The organism is Neoasaia chiangmaiensis (assembly GCF_002005465.1).
GTDB classification, from domain to species: domain Bacteria; phylum Pseudomonadota; class Alphaproteobacteria; order Acetobacterales; family Acetobacteraceae; genus Neoasaia; species Neoasaia chiangmaiensis.
Map to the genome: position 1 here is coordinate 1,048,556 of NZ_CP014691.1, position 18,855 is coordinate 1,067,410.

Sequence of the window (18,855 nt, forward strand, 5' to 3'; positions counted from 1 at the left end):
CGATCGATTATGGCCGGAATACGAAACGCAATTCGTGGGTCTGACCCAAAAGGTTCGACGGTATCGGAAGTTTGGAGCAGGTCGGGCTCAACACCGCGTCCCGCGCCCGCTCCGCAAGCGCACGATAGGCCGGATCGTTGTTGACCCGTGCCTGCGTGTCCGGCGCGAAACGTGCCATGCGCGCCTCGCCCGTGGCATCCACCGTCACAATCAGATGCGCGCTGAAGCTGGCATAGTTCCGTGCCTCCGTGTCCTCCACATAACAACGCCGCACGGAACCACCGATCGCCTTCTGGTCGGCATTGCTCAGCGCACGCGTGATGTCGCCATTCGGCGCGCCACCGCCATCCGGCGCACCACCCTGCTTCGGATTGGCGCGCGCGGTCGGTGCATGCGTCTGCTTCTGGTCGGCACGGAAACTGTCCAGCGTCGCCAGAAGAGAATGCGAATCCGCTACCGTCTTCTTCGCCTTGTTCGGCTGGGTGATGTGCGAGAACGTCGGCGTCTCCGGCAGCTTGTCGACCGGCTGCGTCTGCGGCGTCGGCGGCGCGACCTGATGCGACGGCGAAGGCGGCGTCGGCTTGGGCGGCGCGGCCTTCAGCGGCTCGGCGGATTCATCCGTCATCTTCGGCGGCACCTTCACATCCGGCAGCGGTACCGGCTTGCTCTCGGCAGGCGGCGGCACGGGCTGCGGCGGCGGTGGAGGCGGCGGCGGCTCTTCCGTCGGCTGCGGCAAAGGCGGCGTCGGCGAAGGTGGCGCATCGGTCGGCGTCGGCGCGGGCGCGGGTGCCGGTTTCGGCGCGGGTTTGTCGGCCTTGTGCGGCGTCGCCGGCGGCCCGGACTGCGTGAATTCCATCTCCACTGCCGGCGGCTCGGGCGGCTCGGGCGGCTTGCTCAGCGGCATCCGGACCAGCAGCCACACGACAAGAAGGGCATGGGCACCGATCGAGGCACCCAAGGCCCGGCGGAAACGCCGCGTATCGGCTCGGCGTGGACGCAACACGGCGCCGTTCTCCCTCGAAACTACTGCGCGGCCGAGGTCGGCTGCTGGGCCAGCAGCGCCACATGCGTAAACCCGCCCGACGTGATCCGGCCCATGACCTCCATCACCTGCCCATAATTGATGTGCGCGTCAGCCTTCACGAAAATCCGATGCGTCGGATCATTCTGCGAAGCCTCCTTCAGGCGATCGACCAACTGATCGGCCGACACCGGATCGTCACCCATATAGAGGGAACCGTCGCTCTTCATGGAGACCGTGATCGGCTTCGTATCCGCGTTCAATGGGCTGGCATCCGTCTTCGGCAGATCCACGTTCACGCCGCTGGTCATCATCGGCGCCGTCACCATGAAGATGATGAGCAGCACCAGCATCACATCCACGAGCGGCGTGACATTGATCTCCGACGCCGGACGGCGTCTGCGTCCCCGAGCGGGCCCGCCTCCTCCCGACATCGCCATGACGCTTAGCTCCGCTCTTCGGATTGGCGCGACAGGATCGCCGCGAATTCAGTGCCGAATGCCTCCATCCGCTCCGCGAAGCGGTCGATGGACGCGGTCGTCACGTTATAGGCGATGTAAGCCGGAATGGCCGTCACGAGACCGATGGCCGTCGCGAACAGCGCTTCCGAGATGCCGGGCGCCACGACCGAAAGATTCGTGTTGTGCATCGCCGCGATCGAGCCGAACGCATGCATGATGCCCCAGACCGTGCCGAAAAGGCCGATGAAAGGCGCAACCGGGCCGATCGTCGCCAGAAAGATGACCCGGCGGCTCAACCGCTCGATCTCGCGCGAGACCGTGATGTTGATCGCGCGGTCCACGCGGTCGCGCACGCCGCCGCGCGCCAGATCCACCCCGGAGATACGGGCCGAGCGACGCCATTCGCCCATCGCCGCGCCGAAAACGGCCGCCATGGGATGCACCGGCTTCGCACCATCGGAATCGTATAGATCGTCCAGGCTGCCACCGGACCAGAAACGGTCCTCGAACTCCGTCGCTTCGCGATTGACGCGCCGCATCAGAATGATTTTCTCGACAATAACCGCCCAGACGAAAGCACTGCACCCGATCAGACCGAGCATAACCAGCTTAACGACGATGGAGGCGTGGAGAAACAGGTCCAGAGGCGATAGGCCCGATGCGGCCACCGCGCCCAGCGCACTCGAATTCACCGCGTGATCCACTCTTTTCTCCTGTTTCGATCCGCTATCCGGCCACCGGCCGGCACACTCCATCGCATTTCATCGCATGGCCGAAAAGGTGGCTAGACCTCTCCAGCCTCTAATTTTCGAATACGCTCGCACCATGACGTCGGGATTCGCTCGGGTTTCATGGTCGAAATCCCAAGACAAGCCAGTTCGACGTTCACGATTGCTGACGATTCGTTGTTTCGCGAAACATTGCGGAAAGATTGAGACAACTTGATGCGTGTCGGGGTCAAATCGACCAGTGCCGTCTCGATTTCCATCAGATCGTCGAGGCGCAACGGGCTCATGTAGCGGATATCGGCCTTGCGAACCACGAAATGCTGCTCGTATTCCCGCGCCAGATCGGTCACGGCCGCATCGACGGAGCGAATCGCCTCGGTCCGCGCGCGTTCCGCAAAAGCGAGATAGCGCGCATGATAGACGATGCCGCCTGCATCGGTGTCCTCGTAATAGACCCGAAAAGTAATCCTGTGCGTTGCCAAGCGGCCTAATCCTCCAGCACTTGTCCAGCCGCTTCGTCATTGAGCGAAGACAGCAGATCGACCTGGCTGGTCGGCGGGGCGAGCCCCAGATGCCGCCAGCCGCGTTCGCCCAGCATCCGCCCACGCGACGTGCGCAATACGAGACCTTCCTGAATCAGATAAGGCTCAATGACATCTTCGAGCGTGTCGCGCGCCTCGGCCAGGGCCGCCGCCAGAGTCTCCACACCGACCGGTCCGCCATGATGATGCTCGGCAATCCGCAACAGGTAACGCCGGTCCATGGCATCCAGCCCGATCGAATCAACTTCCAGGCGCGATAGCGCCGCATCCGCCATCGCCCGGCTGATCGCCCGGTCCCGCGGCGCCCCCACGGCCGCGAAATCACGCACCCGACGCAGCAGGCGCCCGGCAATGCGCGGCGTCCCGCGGGACCGCCGGGCGATTTCCTCCGCGCCTTCCGCCGTCAGGTTCATGCCGAGTTTCACCGCCCCGCGTTCGACGATCTGCCGCAATTCGTCCGGCGTATAGAAGATCAGCCGCAGCGGAATCCCGAAGCGATCGCGCAGCGGCGTCGCCAGCAGCCCGGCCCGCGTCGTCGCCGCCACCAGCGTGAACGGCGAGAGATCAATCCGCACGGAACGCGCCGCCGGGCCTTCGCCAATGATGAGATCGAGCTGGAAGTCCTCCATCGCCGGATAGAGCACTTCCTCGATCGCCGGCTGGAGACGATGGATTTCATCGATGAACAACACATCGCGCGGCTGGAGATTGGTCAGGATCGCCGCCAGATCGCCCGCGCGCTGGATGACCGGCCCCGACGTCGCGCGAAAGCCCACGCCCAGTTCACGCGCCACGATCTGCGCAAGCGTGGTCTTGCCCAAACCCGGCGGACCATGCAGCAGGACGTGATCCAGCGCCTCGCCGCGCGACTTGGCGGCACTGATGAAAACCGCGAGATTTTCCCGGCTGGTTTTCTGCCCCGTGAAATCGTCAAGCGTGTGTGGCCGCAATCCGGCTTCCGCCGCGTCCTCCGGCGTCCGCGCGCTTTCCAGCGGGCCGCGAAAATCCTCGCTCATCGCGCCAGTTCCTTCAAGGACAGCCGGATCGCCGCATCCAGCGTCACGCCCTCATGCTCGGTCATCACACGACTCAGCACCGGCCACGCCTCCGCGCGACGGAATCCAAGCCCTGCCAGCGCCAGAAGGGCATCGGCCTCCACGCTTGCGCCAACCGGTCCGGCGGATGCCATGGCCATGCCACCACCGCCCGGCATCTTCGCCACCTTGCTCTTGAGTTCGGTCAGGATACGCTCGGCCAGTCGCCCGCCTACCCCGGCCGCCCTGGTAAGGCTAGCCTTGTCGGCACTGCTGATGATGGTCACCAGTTCACCCGGCCCCGCGACCGACAGAATGCCCAGCGCGACTTTCGCGCCAACGCCCTGCACCGTCGTCAACAGCCGGAACCACTCGCGCTCTTCCGACGTCGCGAACCCGAAAAGCTGGATCGCATCCTCACGCACCACCGTCTCGACCAGAACCCGCGCCCGTTCCGGCGGCATGGGCAGAACCGACAGTGTCCGCGTGGACGCGGATATGAGATAGCCGACGCCATTCACGTCCACGATACAACGATCGGCCTCGACCTGGCCGATCAGACCGGTCAACTGCCCGATCATGCCATCCGCTGTCCCTGAGCAACGCGACTGGCGCTGGCACGATGATGCGCATGGCAGATCGCCACGGCCAACGCGTCCGACGCATCGGCGCGTCGGATCGTCGCACCGGGCAACAGACGCCGCACCATCATCTCGACCTGCTCCTTCGTCGCCGCCCCCGTGCCGACCACCGCGCGCTTGACCGCCATCGCCCCGTATTCGGCCACCGGCAACCCGGCTTGCGCCGGCGTCAGGAGCGCCACACCGCGAGCATAGCCGAGCTTCAGCGTGGACGCGCCATTGCGGTTCACATAGGTCTCCTCGACCGCCGCCTCGCGCGGTTGATGCTTCTCCAGCAACGCCATCAGCCCGTCATGCAGCGTTTTCAGCCGCAACGGCACCGACTGGTCGCCATCCGTCGCCAGAACACCATCGGCGATATGCCGCAACCGATTGCCGTCAACCTCGATCACGCCCCAGCCCATGAAGCGCAATCCCGGATCGATGCCGATCAGGCGGATCAAGCGGCCAGCGCCTGCGCCACGTCTTCCGGCAGATCGAAATTCGCATAGACATTCTGCACGTCGTCGCTTTCGTCCAGCACGTCGATCAACTTCAGCACCGCCCGTGCCTTTTCCTCATCCAGCGGCGTCGTCGTTTCCGGGCGCCACTCGATGCGTGCCGATTGCGGCTCGCCGAAACGCGCTTCCAGCGCATCGCGCACCGCGAAGAACGCCTCCATCGGGCACGTTACCTCATGCCGTTCCTCATCGGAGACGACATTGTCCGCTCCCGCCTCGATCGCAGCTTCCAGCATGTCGTCCTCGCTCGCGACATCGGCGGGATAGGACACGACGCCCAGACGCTGGAACATGAAGGATACCGAGTTCGTCTCGCCCATCGACCCGCCATGCTTCGAGAAGGCGGCGCGCACGTCCGATGCCGTGCGATTGCGGTTGTCCGTCAGCGCCTCGACGATGATCGCAACGCCAGCCGGCCCGTAACCTTCGTAACGGACCTCCACGTAATCGTCGCCACCCGCGGCCCCGCTGGCCTTCTTGATCGCGCGATCGACCGTGTCCTTCGGCATGTTCACCTCGCGCGCCGCCGAGATGGCCGCACGCAGACGCGGGTTGGATGCGGGGTCAGGCGGGCCCGACCGCACGGAAACGGTGATCTCGCGGATCACCTTCGCGAACTGCTTCGCCCGCTTGGCATCCTGCGCACCCTTGCGGTGCATGATGTTCTTGAATTGCGAATGACCGGCCATGGCTACGCTCCCCTCCGCGTCAGATGCTCAGGCCAGACGGCCGTGACAATGCTTGAACTTCTTTCCCGACCCGCAGGGACACGGCGCATTCCGTGGCGTCTCGGCCGCCCAGGCCTGCAACTGCGCATCCGACACATGCACCTCGCCGGCCTGGGCCATCGGTGCCACCTGGCCAGCATGCGCCGGTGGCGGCCCGGAAATCTCGCCGTTCGGCGCAATCGCCTGCCCTTCGAATTGCGGGAACGGCTCGGGCTGCATCACCTCGATGCGCGACATGGTCATCGTGACGCGATTGCGCATGTCGTCCAGCATCGCCGTGAACAGCATGAATGCTTCATGCTTGTATTCGTTCAGCGGATCGCGCTGACCGTAAGCCCGCAGCCCGATGCCCTGACGCAGCTGGTCGAGCGCGTGCAGATGTTCCTTCCACACACCGTCGAAAGACGTGAGCAGAACCTGCTTTTCGATATGGCGCATGATGTCCGGGCCGATATTGGCCGCACGCGCGGCCTGCGCCTGCGTCGCCGCCTCGTCGATGCGCTGGATCACCATCTCGGCGTCCATGCCATCTTCCTTGGCCCATTCGCGGATCGGCAGGTTGAGATTGAGCAGCTTGAGCACGTCCTGCTCCAGTTCCTCGCTCTCCCAGGCCTCGGCATAAGCCTTTTCCGGAATGCGCGCATGCACGCATTCGTCGATGGACTGTTCCCGCAGTTCCTGAATGATGCCCGAAACATCCGCCATCGCCATGTATTCCCGGCGCTGGGCATACACTTCCTTGCGCTGGTCGTTCATCACGTCGTCATATTTGAGGACGTTCTTGCGCATATCGAAATTGCGCGCCTCGACCTTCTTCTGCGCACGCGCCAACGCGCCGTTGAGCCACGGATGGACGATCGCCTCGCCCTCCTTGATACCCATTTTCGTCCACATGCCGCTCATGCGGTCGGACCCGAAGATACGCATCAAATCGTCCTCGAGCGACAGGAAGAAGCGTGACGCACCCGGATCGCCCTGGCGGCCCGAACGGCCACGCAACTGGTTGTCGATCCGGCGGCTCTCATGCCGCTCTGTGCCGATCACATACAGACCACCCGCCTCGCGCACCTGGCCGTGGTTCTTCGCGATCTCCTCGCGCAGACGCAGGGCCGCGCTTTCATGCGCGCTCTCGTCCTCGATCGTCTCAAGCTGCTGGCGGATCAGCATGTCGACGTTGCCGCCCAGCTTGATGTCCGTGCCACGCCCCGCCATGTTCGTCGCGATCGTGATCGCGCCCGGCGCACCGGCCTGCGCGATGATCTGGGACTCCATCTCGTGGAAACGCGCATTCAGAACGTTGTGCCTGATCTTGGCCTGCTTCAGCAGGCTGGACAGATGCTCGCTCTTCTCGATCGACGTCGTGCCGACCAGCACCGGCTGGCCCGTCGCCGAGACCTCCTGGATCAGCTTCGCGACCGCCTCGTATTTCTCGCGGGCGGTTATATAAACCTCGTCATCCGTATCGACACGCGCGACCGGCAGGTTCGTCGGAATTTCCACAACCTCGAGATTGTAGATCTCCGCGAACTCGTCCGCCTCGGTCATCGCCGTGCCGGTCATGCCGGACAGTTTCGGATACAGCCGGAAGTAGTTCTGGAAAGTGATGGAGGCGAGCGTCTGGTTCTCCGGCTGGACCTCCACATGCTCCTTGGCCTCCAGTGCCTGATGCAGGCCGTCGGAATAACGACGCCCATCCATCATGCGACCGGTGAACTCGTCGATGATGACCACCTTGCCGCCACGCACGATATAATCGACATCCCGCGCGAACAACGTATGCGCCCGCAGCGACTGCTGCACATGATGCATCACCGCGATATTGTGGATGTCGTAGAGGCCGCCCTCACTCAGCACCCCCGCCTCGCGAAGCATTTCCTCGACGCGATCGGAACCCGCTTCCGTCAGGATGACCGTACGGAGCTTTTCGTCCTTGTCATAGACCTCCGGCTCCTTGACGAGACGTGCCACGACCTCGTCCACGGAACGATACAGATCCGAACTGTCATCCGCCGGGCCGGAGATAATCAGCGGCGTCCGCGCCTCGTCGATCAGGATCGAATCCACCTCGTCGACGATCGCATGATGGAACGGTCGCTGGACCATTTCCTCCAGCGTGTATTTCATGTTGTCGCGCAGATAGTCGAAGCCGAATTCGTTGTTCGTCCCGTAGGTGATGTCGGAGGCATAGGCCGCGCGCCGCTCGTCATCGGACAGGTTCGGAACGATGACGCCGGTCGTCAGCCCGAGGAAGCTATAGAGCTGGCTCATTTCCTCGGCATCGCGACGGGCCAGATAATCGTTGACCGTCACCACATGAACGCCCTTACCGGCCAGCGCGCTCAGATACACCGCCAGCGTCGCCACCAGCGTCTTGCCCTCACCCGTCCGCATCTCGGCGATGCGCCCCGAGTTCAGCACCATGCCGCCGATCAGCTGCACGTCGAAATGGCGCATGCCCAATACGCGACGCGCCGCCTCGCGACAGACAGCGAAGGCTTCCGGCAGCAGCTTGTCCTGCCTCTCGCCACTGGCGATCCGCTGCCTGAATTCTTCCGTCTTGGCACGCAGCGCAGCGTCATCCAACGCCTGGATGGAAGGCTCGAGCGCGTTGATTTCCGGTACGCGCCGCTGATACGCCTTCAGCGAGCGATCGTTGGCGGTTCCGAACAAGGCGCGGGCAAGACTAGCGAACATGATCAACCTTCTGACGACAAGCGCGGCCCATTCCGGCAGGAGGCCTCCCCGACAGCCGACGCATCGCAAGCAATGACGACACCGCATCGAGACCATCGACCGGTCAGGAGAGATTTCCGCGCGAGGATCAGATAAGACCGGCACCCCGCCCGGTCAACCGAACAGCCTGCGTTCCGTCCACCCAAGCGGCATTATAAGGCAAAAAAGCACCCCGCCGGGCATTCTCTCCGTCAACCTCCCTTGCTCCCGGGCCGAGGCTGGGCCATGGTGCCCGCCTTCTCCCGCATTTTTTTGAGGTCTTGCATTCATGCGGCTTACCCGCTCGGCGCTTGCTTGCGCCGCTCTTCTCTCCGGCTCCATGCTGATCGCGCCGTCCTTCGCCGCCCCCGCCGCGAGCCCCGCGCCAGCCGCGGCTCCGGCGGCGCCGAGCAACCCGAACCCGCTGATCGCCTCGGTCAACGGTCAGGACATCCATCTGGACGACGTCAAGCGCGCCGCCGCCAACCTGCCACCGCAGGCGCGACAGCTTCCGGCCAACACGCTGATCGGCCTCCTCGTCGGCCAGCTGATCGACCAGAAGGCCATCCAGATCCAGGCCTACAAGGAAGGTCTCGACAAGCAGCCGAATATCAAGAGCGAAATGCAGAGCGCAGCCGATGGCGCCCTGCAGAACGCCTACCTGCAGCAGAAGGTTGCGCCGCTGGTCACGGAAGACGCCATCAAGCAGTCCTACCAGACCAACTACGCTGACAAGAAGGGTGAGGAAGAGGTGCATGCGCGCCACATCCTCGTCGCGACCGAGGCGCAGGCACAGGACGTCATCAAGCAGCTCAACCATGGCGCGGATTTCGCGAAGCTGGCCGAGAAGCTCTCGACCGACAAGGGGTCGGGCGCCAGCGGCGGCGATCTCGGCTGGTTCAAGAAGGGCGACATGCTGCCCGCATTCTCGGACGCCGCCTTCAAGATGAAGCCGAACACCGTCAGCACCACGCCGGTCAAGACGCAGTATGGCTACCATGTCATCCAGGTGCTCGGCACCCGCGTCGCGCCGGTTCCGCCGCTGTCGCAGGTCCATGACCAGATCCGCCAGGAGCTGATCCGCGATGACGTGCGCAAGGTCGTCGCCGAGGCGCAGTCCCAGGTGAAGATCGTTCGTTACGACGCGCAGGGCAAACCGATCGCGGCCCCCATGCCGACCACCCCCGTCGCGAAATAAAATCACGCGATACAGGCTGGAGAGCGCAAGTTCTTCAGCTTGTTGATGGGCGAAGGACTGGACCTTTGCCCCGAGGCGTGCATCCTCCGGCAAAGTTTCGCGCAAGCGGGTCACGTTTGCGACGGTCGCATTTTCCGGAGGACCAGCATGGCCAAGACCCTCTCTCCATCACCCCTCGCCCGCCCGCTGCCCGAACTAGCTGAAATCAGCGGTCTGCGTCTGGGCGCGGTCGCCGCCGGCATCCGCTATACCGGCCGTAGCGACCTGATGCTGATGGAATTCGCACCCGGCACGACCGTCGCCGGCGTCTTCACCCGCAGCAAGTGCCCCGGCGCCCCCATCGACTGGAGCAAGGCCGCCCTGTCCGAAGGCAAGGCACGCGCGCTTCTGGTCAATTCCGGCAACGCCAACGTCTTCACCGGTCGCGCCGGCGTTCTCGCCACGCAGACCAGCGCCGCCGCCACCGCGCGCGCGGTGCAGTGTTCCGCGACGGAAGTCTTCCTCGCCTCCACGGGGGTGATCGGCGAACGGCTCCCGACCGAAAAGATCGTCGAGGCCATCCCGGCCCTGCACGAAAGCCTTCAGGAAGATGGCTGGGCCGACGCCGCACGCGCCATCATGACGACCGATACATTCCCGAAAGCCGCGCGCCGCGATATCCGCATCGGCGAGACGCCGGTCCGTATCCAGGGCATCGCCAAGGGCAGCGGCATGGTCGCCCCGGACATGGCCACCATGCTCGGCTTCGTCGCGACGGACGCCGCCCTGCCCAACGACGTCCTGCAAGCCCTGCTGCGCGAGGGTATCGACCAAAGCTTCAACAGCATCACCGTCGATTCCGACACCTCGACATCCGACATGGTACTGCTGTTCGCCACCGGCAAGGCGGGCAACGATACCCCTGCCAACGCCGCCGATCCCGCCCTGCGCGACTTCAGGGCCGCCCTGCATTCGGTGCTCCACGAACTCGCGCTGATGGTCGTGCGCGACGGCGAAGGCGCCACCAAACTGATGACCATCCGCGTCACCGGCGCAACGAGCAACGAATCCGCCAGGCGCATCGCCCTTTCGGTCGGCAACTCCCCCCTCGTCAAAACCGCGATCGCCGGTGAGGACGCGAACTGGGGCCGCATCGTCATGGCCGTCGGCAAGGCGGACGAACCCGCCAACCGCGATACCCTTTCCGTCGCCATCGGCGGCACATGGATCGCGCGCCTCGGCACCGTCGTCGAGGGCTATGACGAAACACCGGTCGTCGCACACATGAAAGGCCAGGAAATCGACATCCAGATCGACCTCGGCCTCGCAAACGGCCACGCCACGATCTGGAGTTGCGACCTGACGCACGGCTATATCGACATCAACGGCTCATACCGAAGCTGACCGGCATGCATGGCGCAGGATTCAGGGTCGTTATCGTCGGCGGCGGCATCGGCGGTCTGGCGACGGCCCTCACGCTCGCGCGGTCACGCAACAGCGCCATTGACCTGACGCTCATCGACCGGCAGGACCGGCATAGCTGGAAGCCGATGCTGCATAACTTCGCAGCCGGAACCGCATCGGAAAACACCAATACCGTGCCCTTCGCCGATCTGGCCCGACGGCACGGCTTCACCTTCCTCCAGGGCGCGCCGAACGGGATCGATCGTCGTCAGCGCCGCCTGTCTATGCCTGACGGCACGAAGATCCCCTACGATCTGCTGGTCATCGCCCTCGGCGGCCGCTCCGACCCCTACGGCATTCCCGGCGTCGCGGCACATGGCACATTCCTCGATACATTGCCGGATGCGTTGGCAATCCGGAGGATTTTCGAGAATATACGTCACGGCTCAGGGCATCAGACCATTGGCATCGTCGGTGGCGGCCCGACAGGCGTGCAGATGGCGGGCGAGTTCCGCCGCGTCATCGCCAGTATGACAGCCGCCACATGTCCCCACATCATGCTGATCGAAAGCGGGCAACGCCTGTTGCCATCGTTTCCGTCGTCCGTCTCCGAATCTGCTGAAACCCGGCTGCGGCAACTCGGCATCACCATTCATACGAACACCAGAATCGATGCCGTCACGCCAGACGGCTTCCAACTGAGCAATGGCAAGATCCTGCATGCCGATCTGCGCCTGTGGGCCGCAGGCGTACGCGCCAACGCCGCGACATCGGTATTCGAGTGCGCCCTGAATCCGACAACCGGACGCATCCTGATCGACCCGATCCTGCGCACGTCAGATCCGGCTATCCATGCGCTGGGGGACTGCGCCACGATGACGGTCCACCCGCAGGCCGCCACCGCGCAGGTCGCCCGGCAGCAGGGCCAATACCTCGGCCGCGCCATCCCGCTGATCGCAGCCGGCGGCCAGCCGCCGCCCTTCGTCTATCGCCATCAGGGCAGCGTCGTCGTGTTCGGCAAGGACGACGGATGGAGCACATTCGGCGGCGTCGTATCGCAGGGCCTCAAACCACGCCTGTTGCATGACGCACTCTATCAACGCCACCGGATCGAAATCCTTGGACTTCGGCAAGGCTTATCGGCTTTCCTCGACGCCGGTTCGAACTCCCCTTAAGCTGACATCCATGAACGATATCCCCGATCAGAACACCGACGGCACCGAAGTCGATCCCGTGCTGGCACCTGCCTTCGAGCAGATCGAAGCCAATCTTCTGGAGAAGGGCTTCTCGTTCGAGCGTGCCGAATCGATGAAGCCGTTGCTGGAGCATTTCGGCCTGGAAGACTGGGAAGGATTCGCCGCAAGCTGGAACCGGCTGGGCCTGGACCGCTACATGGCCGATGGCGGACGCTATCGCCGTCGCCGTCATGCCACCTACTCGATGCAGCCCGGCAGCATTACCCGCAAGCGCCACCAGCCGCATTATCAGAGCCGCGACCACAATCTCCTGAATGGCGGCATCGAGCGCTGGTTCCGCCCGATGGAAGACAGCATCGCCGCCCACCCGGCAATGCTGGCCATCCTGCGCAGTTTCGGCACGCTCGCACATGATCTGACCGACGACAGCGAACGCCCCGAGACATGGCACGTCGAAGTCCATCAGTTCCGGATCGAGGCGCGCACCGATATGTCCGGCCAGCCGACGCCCGAAGGCATGCATCGCGATGGCGTGGACTGGGTGCTGGTCCTGATGGTGTCGCGACAGAACATCAAGTCCGGCGTCACCACAATTCACGATAACAAGCGTGAAACGGTCGGCTCCTTCACGCTGGAAAACCCGTTCGACGCCGCCATCGTGGACGATCACCGCGTCTATCATGGCGTCACGGCCGTGGAGCCGATCGACAGCAGTCGCGAGGCGCATCGCGATGTACTGGTCGTCACCCTCCGTCACGAGTAAAAGCGAACAATTCGCGCATCGCCGCGTCCTCATCGCTTCGGAGACCGACTTCATGCGGCGCCGCCCTGTTTTCCTCACGACCGCCCTGACCGCCGCCCTGCTCGTCGCGCTTCCGGCACAGGCACGCCAGACGCGCCACCGCGCGACGCACCCGGCCGATAGCGGCGCGCAACCGGTCATCCTGACCCAGCAGCCCCATACCGATCTCGATGCCCGCGCCCGCGAACTCAACGCCTCCGATCTCGCAGACGCAAAGGCCCATCACGATTCGCCCATCGTGCTCGTTGCCTCCGCGCCGCTATCCAGCGCGCGGGACGACATGGCATTGTTCGCCCAGTTGCAATCGGCGCGCCTCTGCGGTTCGGCAGGCTGCGCGACATCGGTTTATCTGCGGCACAACAATGAATGGCGGACAGTGCTCGACGCCGTCAGCGGCAGCATCTCGGTCCTGCCCACACGGCATCGCGGCATGCGCGATCTGCTGATCGGGAATCACGACCGTTGGGTTTGGAACGGCTCGTCCTATCAGGACACCATGCCCGCCGCACCGGTAGGGGATTTGCGCCAGTCCATCGAGGCGCATCAGAAAGCGCAGCAGGCACCGAAATAAATTAAGGTGCGATGGAGCGGGTGAAGGGAATCGAACCCTCGTATGCAGCTTGGGAAGCTGCCGTTCTACCATTGAACTACACCCGCTTCGGGAGCGACCGGGAAACTAGCCGATCGCGATCCCGGACGCAATCCATCCGGATCGCACGCCCCTTCTGTTGACGCCATTGCCGCACCCCGTCATAACGACGGCGACGACGATGGCATCACGCCCCTGCGTCCCTCGCGATTTGAACGGCCGGCTTGCGGCGAGGCTAAACAACCGCGCTAAAGAGGCCCGGGATACGTTCTTCCGCGATCCAGGACTTCCACGGCCAGTATCCGCATGGCGCTTCGCGCCATCCGCATTCTGGAGCGTCTTATCATGACCGCCGACTTCGGACTCAACACCCGCCTTCTCCACGCCGACCTTGAACGCACGGCCTATGGCGAAACGAGCGAGGCCGTGTTCCTCACCTCCGGCTTCGTCTATGACAGCGCCGAGCAGGCCGCCGCCACCTTCACCGGCGAAACGCAGCATTATCAATATTCCCGCTTCGGCAATCCCACCACCGATGCACTGCAGGCACGTCTCGCCACACTCGAAGGCGCGGAAGCCTGCATCGTCACCGCGACAGGCATGGGCGCCGTCTCGTCCGCACTGCTTTCGCACGTCAAGACCGGCGACCGCGTCGTCGCCTCCCGCGCGCTGTTCGGTTCGTGTTTCTGGATCGTCGCCAATCTGCTGCCACGTTACGGCGTGGAGACGATCTTCGTGGACGGCAACGATTTCGACGCCTGGACCGAAGCCCTGTCGAAGCCGACCGCCGCCGTGCTGATCGAAAGCCCGTCGAACCCGATGCTCGACGTGCTGGACATCGCCCGCATCGCCGATCTCGCCCATCGGGCCGGGGCGCTGCTGATGGTCGATAACGTGTTCGCCTCTCCCGTCGGGCAAAAGCCACTCTCACTGGGCGCGGATGTGGTGGTGTATTCCTGCACCAAGCATATCGACGGCCAGGGCCGCGTGCTGGGCGGCGCCGTACTGGGCCGCAAACAATGGATCGAGGAAACCCTCCAGCCTTTCACGCGCAACACCGGCAATGCCCTGTCGCCCTTCAATGCCTGGGTGCTGCTCAAGGGACTGGAGACCCTTTCGCTGCGCGTGGATGCCATGGCGCGCAACGCCGCCGCCGTCGCCGACTTCCTGGCCGATGCCCCCGGCGTTCTCCAGGTCCGTTATCCCGGTCGTTCCGACCATCCGCAGGCGGCCCTCGTCGGCGCGCAGATGCATAACGGCGGATCGCTCGTCGCCGTGGAGATCGAGGGCGGTCGTGAGGGTGCCTTCCGTTTCCTCAACGGCCTCAAGCTGATCGCCATCTCCAATAATCTCGGCGATGCACGCTCGCTTGCCACGCATCCGGCCACCACGACCCATATGCGCATTGCGCCGGAAGATCGCGCGCGCCTCGGCATCACGGACGGCATCGTGCGACTTTCGATCGGCCTGGAGGACAGCGCGGATCTGATCGCCGACCTGAAGCAGGGTCTCGTCGCGGCACGCCAGGCCTGATCACATCGGCCAACCATATTGGTTGATTGCATTTCAGGGGGGCGAGTGGCTATGAGGGCGCCATGGCACAGAAACCGCTCCCCCCGCGTTTGATCGCCGATCCCGAAGCCGCGCTTGCCGAAGCCATGGAAGCCGCCCCACGGTTCGAAGCACGCACGAACGACATCACGGTCTGCGTGCGCACTTTCTGGCTGGACGACCAGTCTCAGCCAGACGAGCATCGGTATGCCTGGGCCTATTACATCCACATCGCCAACGAAGGCACGGAGACCGTGCAACTCGTCAGCCGTTCCTGGGAAATCATCGACGGGCGCGGGCAGGTCGAACACGTCCACGGTGAAGGCGTCGTCGGCGAGCGACCGGTCATCGGCGCCGGCGAGAGCTTCGAATACACATCCGGCGCGGCATTGGACACACCCAGCGGCTTCATGCGCGGCACCTATCACATGATCGTGCCGGGCACGAAGCAGCGCTTCGACGTCAAGATTCCGGTTTTCAGCCTCGACAGCCCTCATCAATCCGGGCTTTTGCACTGAAATACACTGCATGACGCGGGAAGCGATTTGTCACATCGCTGCTCACGCAAACGTGCCATGAATTGTTCTTAATGCTTGGGTAAGGTCACATCGAACACAGCGCTGTTCGATGCGCCTGTGTTCGACTTTTGAACACCAACGCTCGTCTTTGTGTGGCACACGCTTCCTGGGTGAAGCGGCAGGCTTCACGAAAAACGGCACTTTCGATTGGCGTGGCTTCCGGGTGGCGTCCGTCAGGTTACCGGGCAGGAGACTCCCTATCCAATGAGCGATGCAATCCTCAACACGCGGCTCAGTGTCCGTCGTCCCATGGTCGGGCGGATGATGCTCGCCGCCATTCTCGCAGCCGTCGCCGGTCTGATGTTCGGCCTCGACATCGGCGTCATATCCGGCGCGCTGGGCTTCATCGCCGATGAGTTCCATGCCTCTCAGGTGGCACAGGAATGGATCGTCTCGTCCATGATGTTCGGCGCGGCAATCGGCGCGCTCTGTGCCGGTCGCAGTTCGTCGGCGATCGGTCGCCGCAAATCGCTGATCCTGAGTGCCGCACTCTTCGTGATCGGCGCGCTGGGCTGCGTCCTTGCCCATTCGGTCACCATGCTGATCGTCGCACGCGCCGTTCTGGGCCTGGCCATCGGCATCGCCAGCTTCGTCGCCCCGCTCTATATCTCCGAAGTGGCGGACGAAGACCATCGTGGCAGCCTGATCTCGGTCTATCAGCTCATGATCACCATGGGCATCCTGCTCGCCTTCGTCTCGGACGCCCTGTTCGCCTATGCCCATGCCTGGCGCTGGATGCTCGGCATCGTCGCCGTCCCCGGCACGATCTTCCTGGTCGGCGCCTTCTTCCTGCCGGACAGCCCGCGCTGGCTGATGCTGCGCGGTCGCGAAAGCGACGCGATCAGAACGCTCGAATCCCTGCGCCACTCGCGCGAGGAAGCCCATAAGGAAATTTCGGCCATCCGCGCCCAGCTCACCCAGAAGCAGCGCGGCTTCTCGATGTTCATGGAAAATCCCAATTTCCGCCGCTCGGTCATGCTGGGCATCGGCCTGCAGATCGTGCAGCAATTCACCGGCATCAACGTGGTGATGTATTACGCACCGCGCATTTTCGAGGTCGCAGGCTTCGGTCAGGACGGTCAGATGTGGGGCACGGCCACGGTCGGTCTCGTCAACATGCTGGCAACCTTCATCGCCATCGGCTTCGTGGACCGCTGGGGTCGCCGCCCGATGCTGATCGCCGGCTTCATCATCATGGCCGCCGGCATGGGCGCCCTGGCGACATTGCTCGCCGCAGGTCCCAGCGCCAGCACGATGACGCATTACCTCTCCGTCACGGTGCTCCTGTGCTTCATCGTCGGTTTCGCATTCTCCGCCGGTCCGCTGATCTGGATCCTCTGCGCGGAAGTCCAGCCCCTGCAAGGCCGCGATTTCGGCATCGCATGCTCGACGCTGACCAACTGGGTCACCAACATGATCGTCGGCGCGACCTTCCTCTCCCTGCTCAGCACGCTCGGCGCGTCGCATACCTTCTGGCTCTACGCCGCGTTGAACGCCGTGTTCATCCTCGTCACCATCGCCTTCGTGCCGGAGACCCGGGGCGTCGCGCTGGAGAGCATCGAGCGCAAGCTGAACGCCGGTTACCGCCTGCGCGATATCGGCCGCTAATCCGGCCTTCCCTTCGCTTCTCCTGAAGCGAAGGGACTCTTTCACAACGCATTGCCTCCCCCGACCGCTTGTGATCTTGACGCGCGGCCCACGACCCCGCATTGCATGAACACCATGCGTATTGCCGCCATTCTACTCGCCGCCGGTTCCGGTCGACGCTTCGCCGAAACCGCCATCGCGGGTGCCCCCGCCAAACAATTCATCCTTCTTGGCGGGAAACCCGTTATCCGCCATGCCGCCGAAGCGCTGCTGCCGCATGTCGACGTGCTCCAGCCCGTCGGCACCGATCCGGCCCTGCTCGACGCGCTCGACGGTCTCGATGTCCTGCCGCCCGTCAGCGGTGGCACGGAACGCCAGCATAGCGTCCGCGCCGGTCTTGAGGCGCTGGATGCCCTGCCCGAACCACCCGATCTCGTTCTGGTGCATGACGGTGCGCGCCCGTTCGTCCCGGCCGAACTGACACAAGCGGTCATTGCCGCCCTGTCCCGGCATCCCGGCGCCATTCCCGCCGTCCGCGTCGCCGATACGATCAAGCGCGGACGCGACGGCCTTGTCGAAAGCACCGTCCCGCGCGACTCGCTCTGGCGTGCCCAGACGCCGCAGGGTTTCCATTTCGCCCTGCTGCGCGACCTGCACCGTCAGCATGATGCCCACGCCACGGACGACGCGGCATTGCTGGAAGCAGCCGGTCAGGCCGTCGCTCTCGTTCCGGGATCGGACGACAACATCAAACTCACGCTCCCGGAGGATCTCGTGCGACTGGAACGACTGCTCGGCACCACGCCCCTACCGCGTACCGGCCTTGGTTACGACGTGCATGCCTTCGAGGTCGGTCGTCCCCTGATCCTCTGCGGTATCACCATCCCCCACGACCGCGGGCTCGCCGGTCATTCGGACGCCGATGTCGGCATCCATACACTTTGTGACGCGATCTACGGCGCACTGGCGGAAGGCGATATCGGTCGCCATTTTCCCCCGAGCGAGAACGAGTGGAAAGACATGGATTCCGCACGTTTCCTCATCCACGCCGGCGAGCGTATCCGCGCGCGCGGCGGCATGCTGATTAATGCCGACGTCACCCTGATCTGCGAACGCCCGAAAATCGGACCGCATGCAACAGCCATGCGCAACCGTTTGGCGGAATTGCTGAAAGTCGACGTCGACCGGATTTCCGTCAAGGCCACGACGTCCGAACGTCTGGGCTTCACAGGCCGGGAAGAGGGAATTGCCGCCACAGCCGTCGCGACTGTCCTGCTTCCATAATCAGGGCGACGATCGGCAACGATCGTCGGCTTGCCTACACCTGCCACATCCCGGAACCGACAGGCTGACCGCTCAACAGGCGGTCTGTCCGCAATAATCCAGCGGGATCAGCCCTTCAGGGCGCAGACCACAACGATAACCGGCGTCGCCGCCAGCAGAAGCCACGCACCTTGTGCGCAGGTCGCAAATATACGCGCGGAACGCTGGCGCAGCGATCCCCTCCGCGCCCTGAGCGCACGCAACTCGGTGTCGCTATGCAGAACCGCCATGTCCGCCGTGCCATCAATCATTTCAAAACTCTCCAAATCCCCGTGCGCATA

At 64.0% G+C, this 18,855-nt stretch carries 19 protein-coding genes, 1 tRNA gene and 1 riboswitch; of the genes, 9 read left to right on the forward strand and 11 right to left on the reverse strand.

Translation table 11 applies throughout. From position 1 onward, the window contains the following. Positions 1-7: 7 nt before the first annotated feature. From A0U93_RS05000 to secA, 9 genes are all read right to left on the reverse strand, one after another. Entirely contained in the window at positions 8-1,003 is a 996-nt protein-coding gene (locus A0U93_RS05000) for an energy transducer TonB (protein WP_077806372.1), read from the reverse strand. 20 nt (positions 1,004-1,023) lie between these two features. Then, positions 1,024-1,461: a protein TolR gene (tolR, locus tag A0U93_RS05005; RefSeq protein ID WP_077806373.1), complete on the reverse strand. Its 438-nt coding sequence runs from the start codon at positions 1,459-1,461 to the stop codon at positions 1,024-1,026. Between the two features lie 5 nt (positions 1,462-1,466). Next, positions 1,467-2,186 (reverse strand): protein TolQ, encoded by a 720-nt coding sequence (gene tolQ / locus A0U93_RS05010; protein ID WP_077806374.1) that lies wholly within the window; start codon positions 2,184-2,186, stop codon positions 1,467-1,469. An 80-nt stretch (positions 2,187-2,266) separates the two neighbouring features. After that, positions 2,267-2,692 carry a tol-pal system-associated acyl-CoA thioesterase gene (gene ybgC, locus A0U93_RS05015; RefSeq protein ID WP_077806375.1) on the reverse strand — a complete coding sequence of 142 codons (426 nt, stop codon included), beginning with the start codon at positions 2,690-2,692 and terminating at the stop codon, positions 2,267-2,269. A 5-nt stretch (positions 2,693-2,697) separates the two neighbouring features. Next, entirely contained in the window at positions 2,698-3,768 is a 1,071-nt protein-coding gene (gene ruvB / locus A0U93_RS05020) for a Holliday junction branch migration DNA helicase RuvB (RefSeq protein WP_077806376.1), read from the reverse strand. Next, positions 3,765-4,367 carry a Holliday junction branch migration protein RuvA gene (ruvA, locus tag A0U93_RS05025; RefSeq protein ID WP_077806377.1) on the reverse strand — a complete coding sequence of 201 codons (603 nt, stop codon included), beginning with the start codon at positions 4,365-4,367 and terminating at the stop codon, positions 3,765-3,767. The genes ruvB and ruvA overlap by 4 nt, the downstream gene beginning before the upstream one ends. Beyond that, a complete protein-coding gene (gene ruvC, locus A0U93_RS05030) occupies positions 4,364-4,870 on the reverse strand; it encodes a crossover junction endodeoxyribonuclease RuvC (protein WP_077806378.1) in 507 nt (168 codons plus the stop codon). The genes ruvA and ruvC overlap by 4 nt, the downstream gene beginning before the upstream one ends. After that, entirely contained in the window at positions 4,867-5,616 is a 750-nt protein-coding gene (locus tag A0U93_RS05035) for a YebC/PmpR family DNA-binding transcriptional regulator (RefSeq protein ID WP_077806379.1), read from the reverse strand. Before A0U93_RS05035 ends, ruvC begins: the two co-directional genes overlap by 4 nt. 27 nt (positions 5,617-5,643) lie before the next feature. Next, positions 5,644-8,349 carry a preprotein translocase subunit SecA gene (secA, locus tag A0U93_RS05040; protein ID WP_077806380.1) on the reverse strand — a complete coding sequence of 902 codons (2,706 nt, stop codon included), beginning with the start codon at positions 8,347-8,349 and terminating at the stop codon, positions 5,644-5,646. A 307-nt stretch (positions 8,350-8,656) separates the two neighbouring features. Between secA and A0U93_RS05045 the strand changes: the two genes are divergently transcribed. From A0U93_RS05045 to A0U93_RS05065, 5 genes are all read left to right on the forward strand, one after another. Then, positions 8,657-9,565, forward strand: coding sequence for a peptidylprolyl isomerase (locus tag A0U93_RS05045; protein WP_077806381.1), 909 nt, complete (start codon positions 8,657-8,659; stop codon positions 9,563-9,565). A gap of 147 nt (positions 9,566-9,712) precedes the next feature. Further along, positions 9,713-10,948 (forward strand): bifunctional glutamate N-acetyltransferase/amino-acid acetyltransferase ArgJ, encoded by a 1,236-nt coding sequence (gene argJ, locus A0U93_RS05050; RefSeq protein WP_077808343.1) that lies wholly within the window; start codon positions 9,713-9,715, stop codon positions 10,946-10,948. Positions 10,949-10,953: 5 nt separating this feature from the next. After that, entirely contained in the window at positions 10,954-12,123 is a 1,170-nt protein-coding gene (locus tag A0U93_RS05055) for an NAD(P)/FAD-dependent oxidoreductase (protein ID WP_077806382.1), read from the forward strand. A gap of 10 nt (positions 12,124-12,133) precedes the next feature. Continuing rightward, complete coding sequence (locus A0U93_RS05060) at positions 12,134-12,907, forward strand: 2OG-Fe dioxygenase family protein (RefSeq protein ID WP_077806383.1); 774 nt, start codon at positions 12,134-12,136, stop codon at positions 12,905-12,907. 52 nt (positions 12,908-12,959) lie between these two features. Then, complete coding sequence (locus A0U93_RS05065) at positions 12,960-13,517, forward strand: hypothetical protein (protein WP_077806384.1); 558 nt, start codon at positions 12,960-12,962, stop codon at positions 13,515-13,517. Positions 13,518-13,529: 12 nt separating this feature from the next. Here the strand turns inward: A0U93_RS05065 and A0U93_RS05070 are convergent. After that, positions 13,530-13,603, reverse strand: a tRNA-Gly gene (locus tag A0U93_RS05070). Positions 13,604-13,728: 125 nt separating this feature from the next. Next, positions 13,729-13,808, forward strand: a riboswitch (SAM riboswitch). A 72-nt stretch (positions 13,809-13,880) separates the two neighbouring features. Here A0U93_RS05070 and metZ point away from each other — a divergent pair. The 4 genes from metZ (at position 13,881) to ispF (ending at position 18,535) form a co-directional block, all read left to right on the forward strand. Next, the gene (gene metZ / locus A0U93_RS05075; RefSeq protein WP_147151158.1) at positions 13,881-15,068 is read left to right on the forward strand and encodes an O-succinylhomoserine sulfhydrylase; all 1,188 of its coding nucleotides are present in this window, start codon (positions 13,881-13,883) and stop codon (positions 15,066-15,068) included. 62 nt (positions 15,069-15,130) lie between these two features. After that, positions 15,131-15,604: a Co2+/Mg2+ efflux protein ApaG gene (gene apaG, locus A0U93_RS05080; RefSeq protein ID WP_077806386.1), complete on the forward strand. Its 474-nt coding sequence runs from the start codon at positions 15,131-15,133 to the stop codon at positions 15,602-15,604. Positions 15,605-15,868: 264 nt separating this feature from the next. Next, positions 15,869-17,272: a sugar porter family MFS transporter gene (locus tag A0U93_RS05085; protein WP_077806387.1), complete on the forward strand. Its 1,404-nt coding sequence runs from the start codon at positions 15,869-15,871 to the stop codon at positions 17,270-17,272. Positions 17,273-17,386: 114 nt separating this feature from the next. Next, positions 17,387-18,535, forward strand: coding sequence for a 2-C-methyl-D-erythritol 2,4-cyclodiphosphate synthase (gene ispF / locus A0U93_RS05090; protein WP_077806388.1), 1,149 nt, complete (start codon positions 17,387-17,389; stop codon positions 18,533-18,535). A 107-nt stretch (positions 18,536-18,642) separates the two neighbouring features. On the opposite strand, the gene A0U93_RS05095 is transcribed toward ispF, so the two are convergent. Further along, positions 18,643-18,825 (reverse strand): hypothetical protein, encoded by a 183-nt coding sequence (locus A0U93_RS05095; RefSeq protein WP_077806389.1) that lies wholly within the window; start codon positions 18,823-18,825, stop codon positions 18,643-18,645. Between the last annotated feature and the right edge of the window lie 30 nt (positions 18,826-18,855).

What these genes read in the sequence shown, in the direction of transcription:
- A0U93_RS05055 (WP_077806382.1), top strand. Translation starts at nt 10,954, where the DNA reads ATGCATGGCGCAGGATTCAGGGTCGTTATCGTCGGCGGCGGCATCGGC.
- apaG (WP_077806386.1), top strand. Translation starts at nt 15,131, where the DNA reads ATGGCACAGAAACCGCTCCCCCCGCGTTTGATCGCCGATCCCGAAGCC.
- A0U93_RS05060 (WP_077806383.1), top strand. Translation starts at nt 12,134, where the DNA reads ATGAACGATATCCCCGATCAGAACACCGACGGCACCGAAGTCGATCCC.
- A0U93_RS05045 (WP_077806381.1), top strand. Translation starts at nt 8,657, where the DNA reads ATGCGGCTTACCCGCTCGGCGCTTGCTTGCGCCGCTCTTCTCTCCGGC.
- secA (WP_077806380.1), bottom strand. Translation starts at nt 8,349, where the DNA reads ATGTTCGCTAGTCTTGCCCGCGCCTTGTTCGGAACCGCCAACGATCGC.
- metZ (WP_147151158.1), top strand. Translation starts at nt 13,881, where the DNA reads ATGACCGCCGACTTCGGACTCAACACCCGCCTTCTCCACGCCGACCTT.
- A0U93_RS05095 (WP_077806389.1), bottom strand. Translation starts at nt 18,825, where the DNA reads ATGATTGATGGCACGGCGGACATGGCGGTTCTGCATAGCGACACCGAG.
- A0U93_RS05065 (WP_077806384.1), top strand. Translation starts at nt 12,960, where the DNA reads ATGCGGCGCCGCCCTGTTTTCCTCACGACCGCCCTGACCGCCGCCCTG.
- tolR (WP_077806373.1), bottom strand. Translation starts at nt 1,461, where the DNA reads ATGGCGATGTCGGGAGGAGGCGGGCCCGCTCGGGGACGCAGACGCCGT.
- A0U93_RS05035 (WP_077806379.1), bottom strand. Translation starts at nt 5,616, where the DNA reads ATGGCCGGTCATTCGCAATTCAAGAACATCATGCACCGCAAGGGTGCG.
- ispF (WP_077806388.1), top strand. Translation starts at nt 17,387, where the DNA reads ATGCGTATTGCCGCCATTCTACTCGCCGCCGGTTCCGGTCGACGCTTC.
- A0U93_RS05085 (WP_077806387.1), top strand. Translation starts at nt 15,869, where the DNA reads ATGAGCGATGCAATCCTCAACACGCGGCTCAGTGTCCGTCGTCCCATG.
- ruvB (WP_077806376.1), bottom strand. Translation starts at nt 3,768, where the DNA reads ATGAGCGAGGATTTTCGCGGCCCGCTGGAAAGCGCGCGGACGCCGGAG.
- argJ (WP_077808343.1), top strand. Translation starts at nt 9,713, where the DNA reads ATGGCCAAGACCCTCTCTCCATCACCCCTCGCCCGCCCGCTGCCCGAA.
- ruvA (WP_077806377.1), bottom strand. Translation starts at nt 4,367, where the DNA reads ATGATCGGGCAGTTGACCGGTCTGATCGGCCAGGTCGAGGCCGATCGT.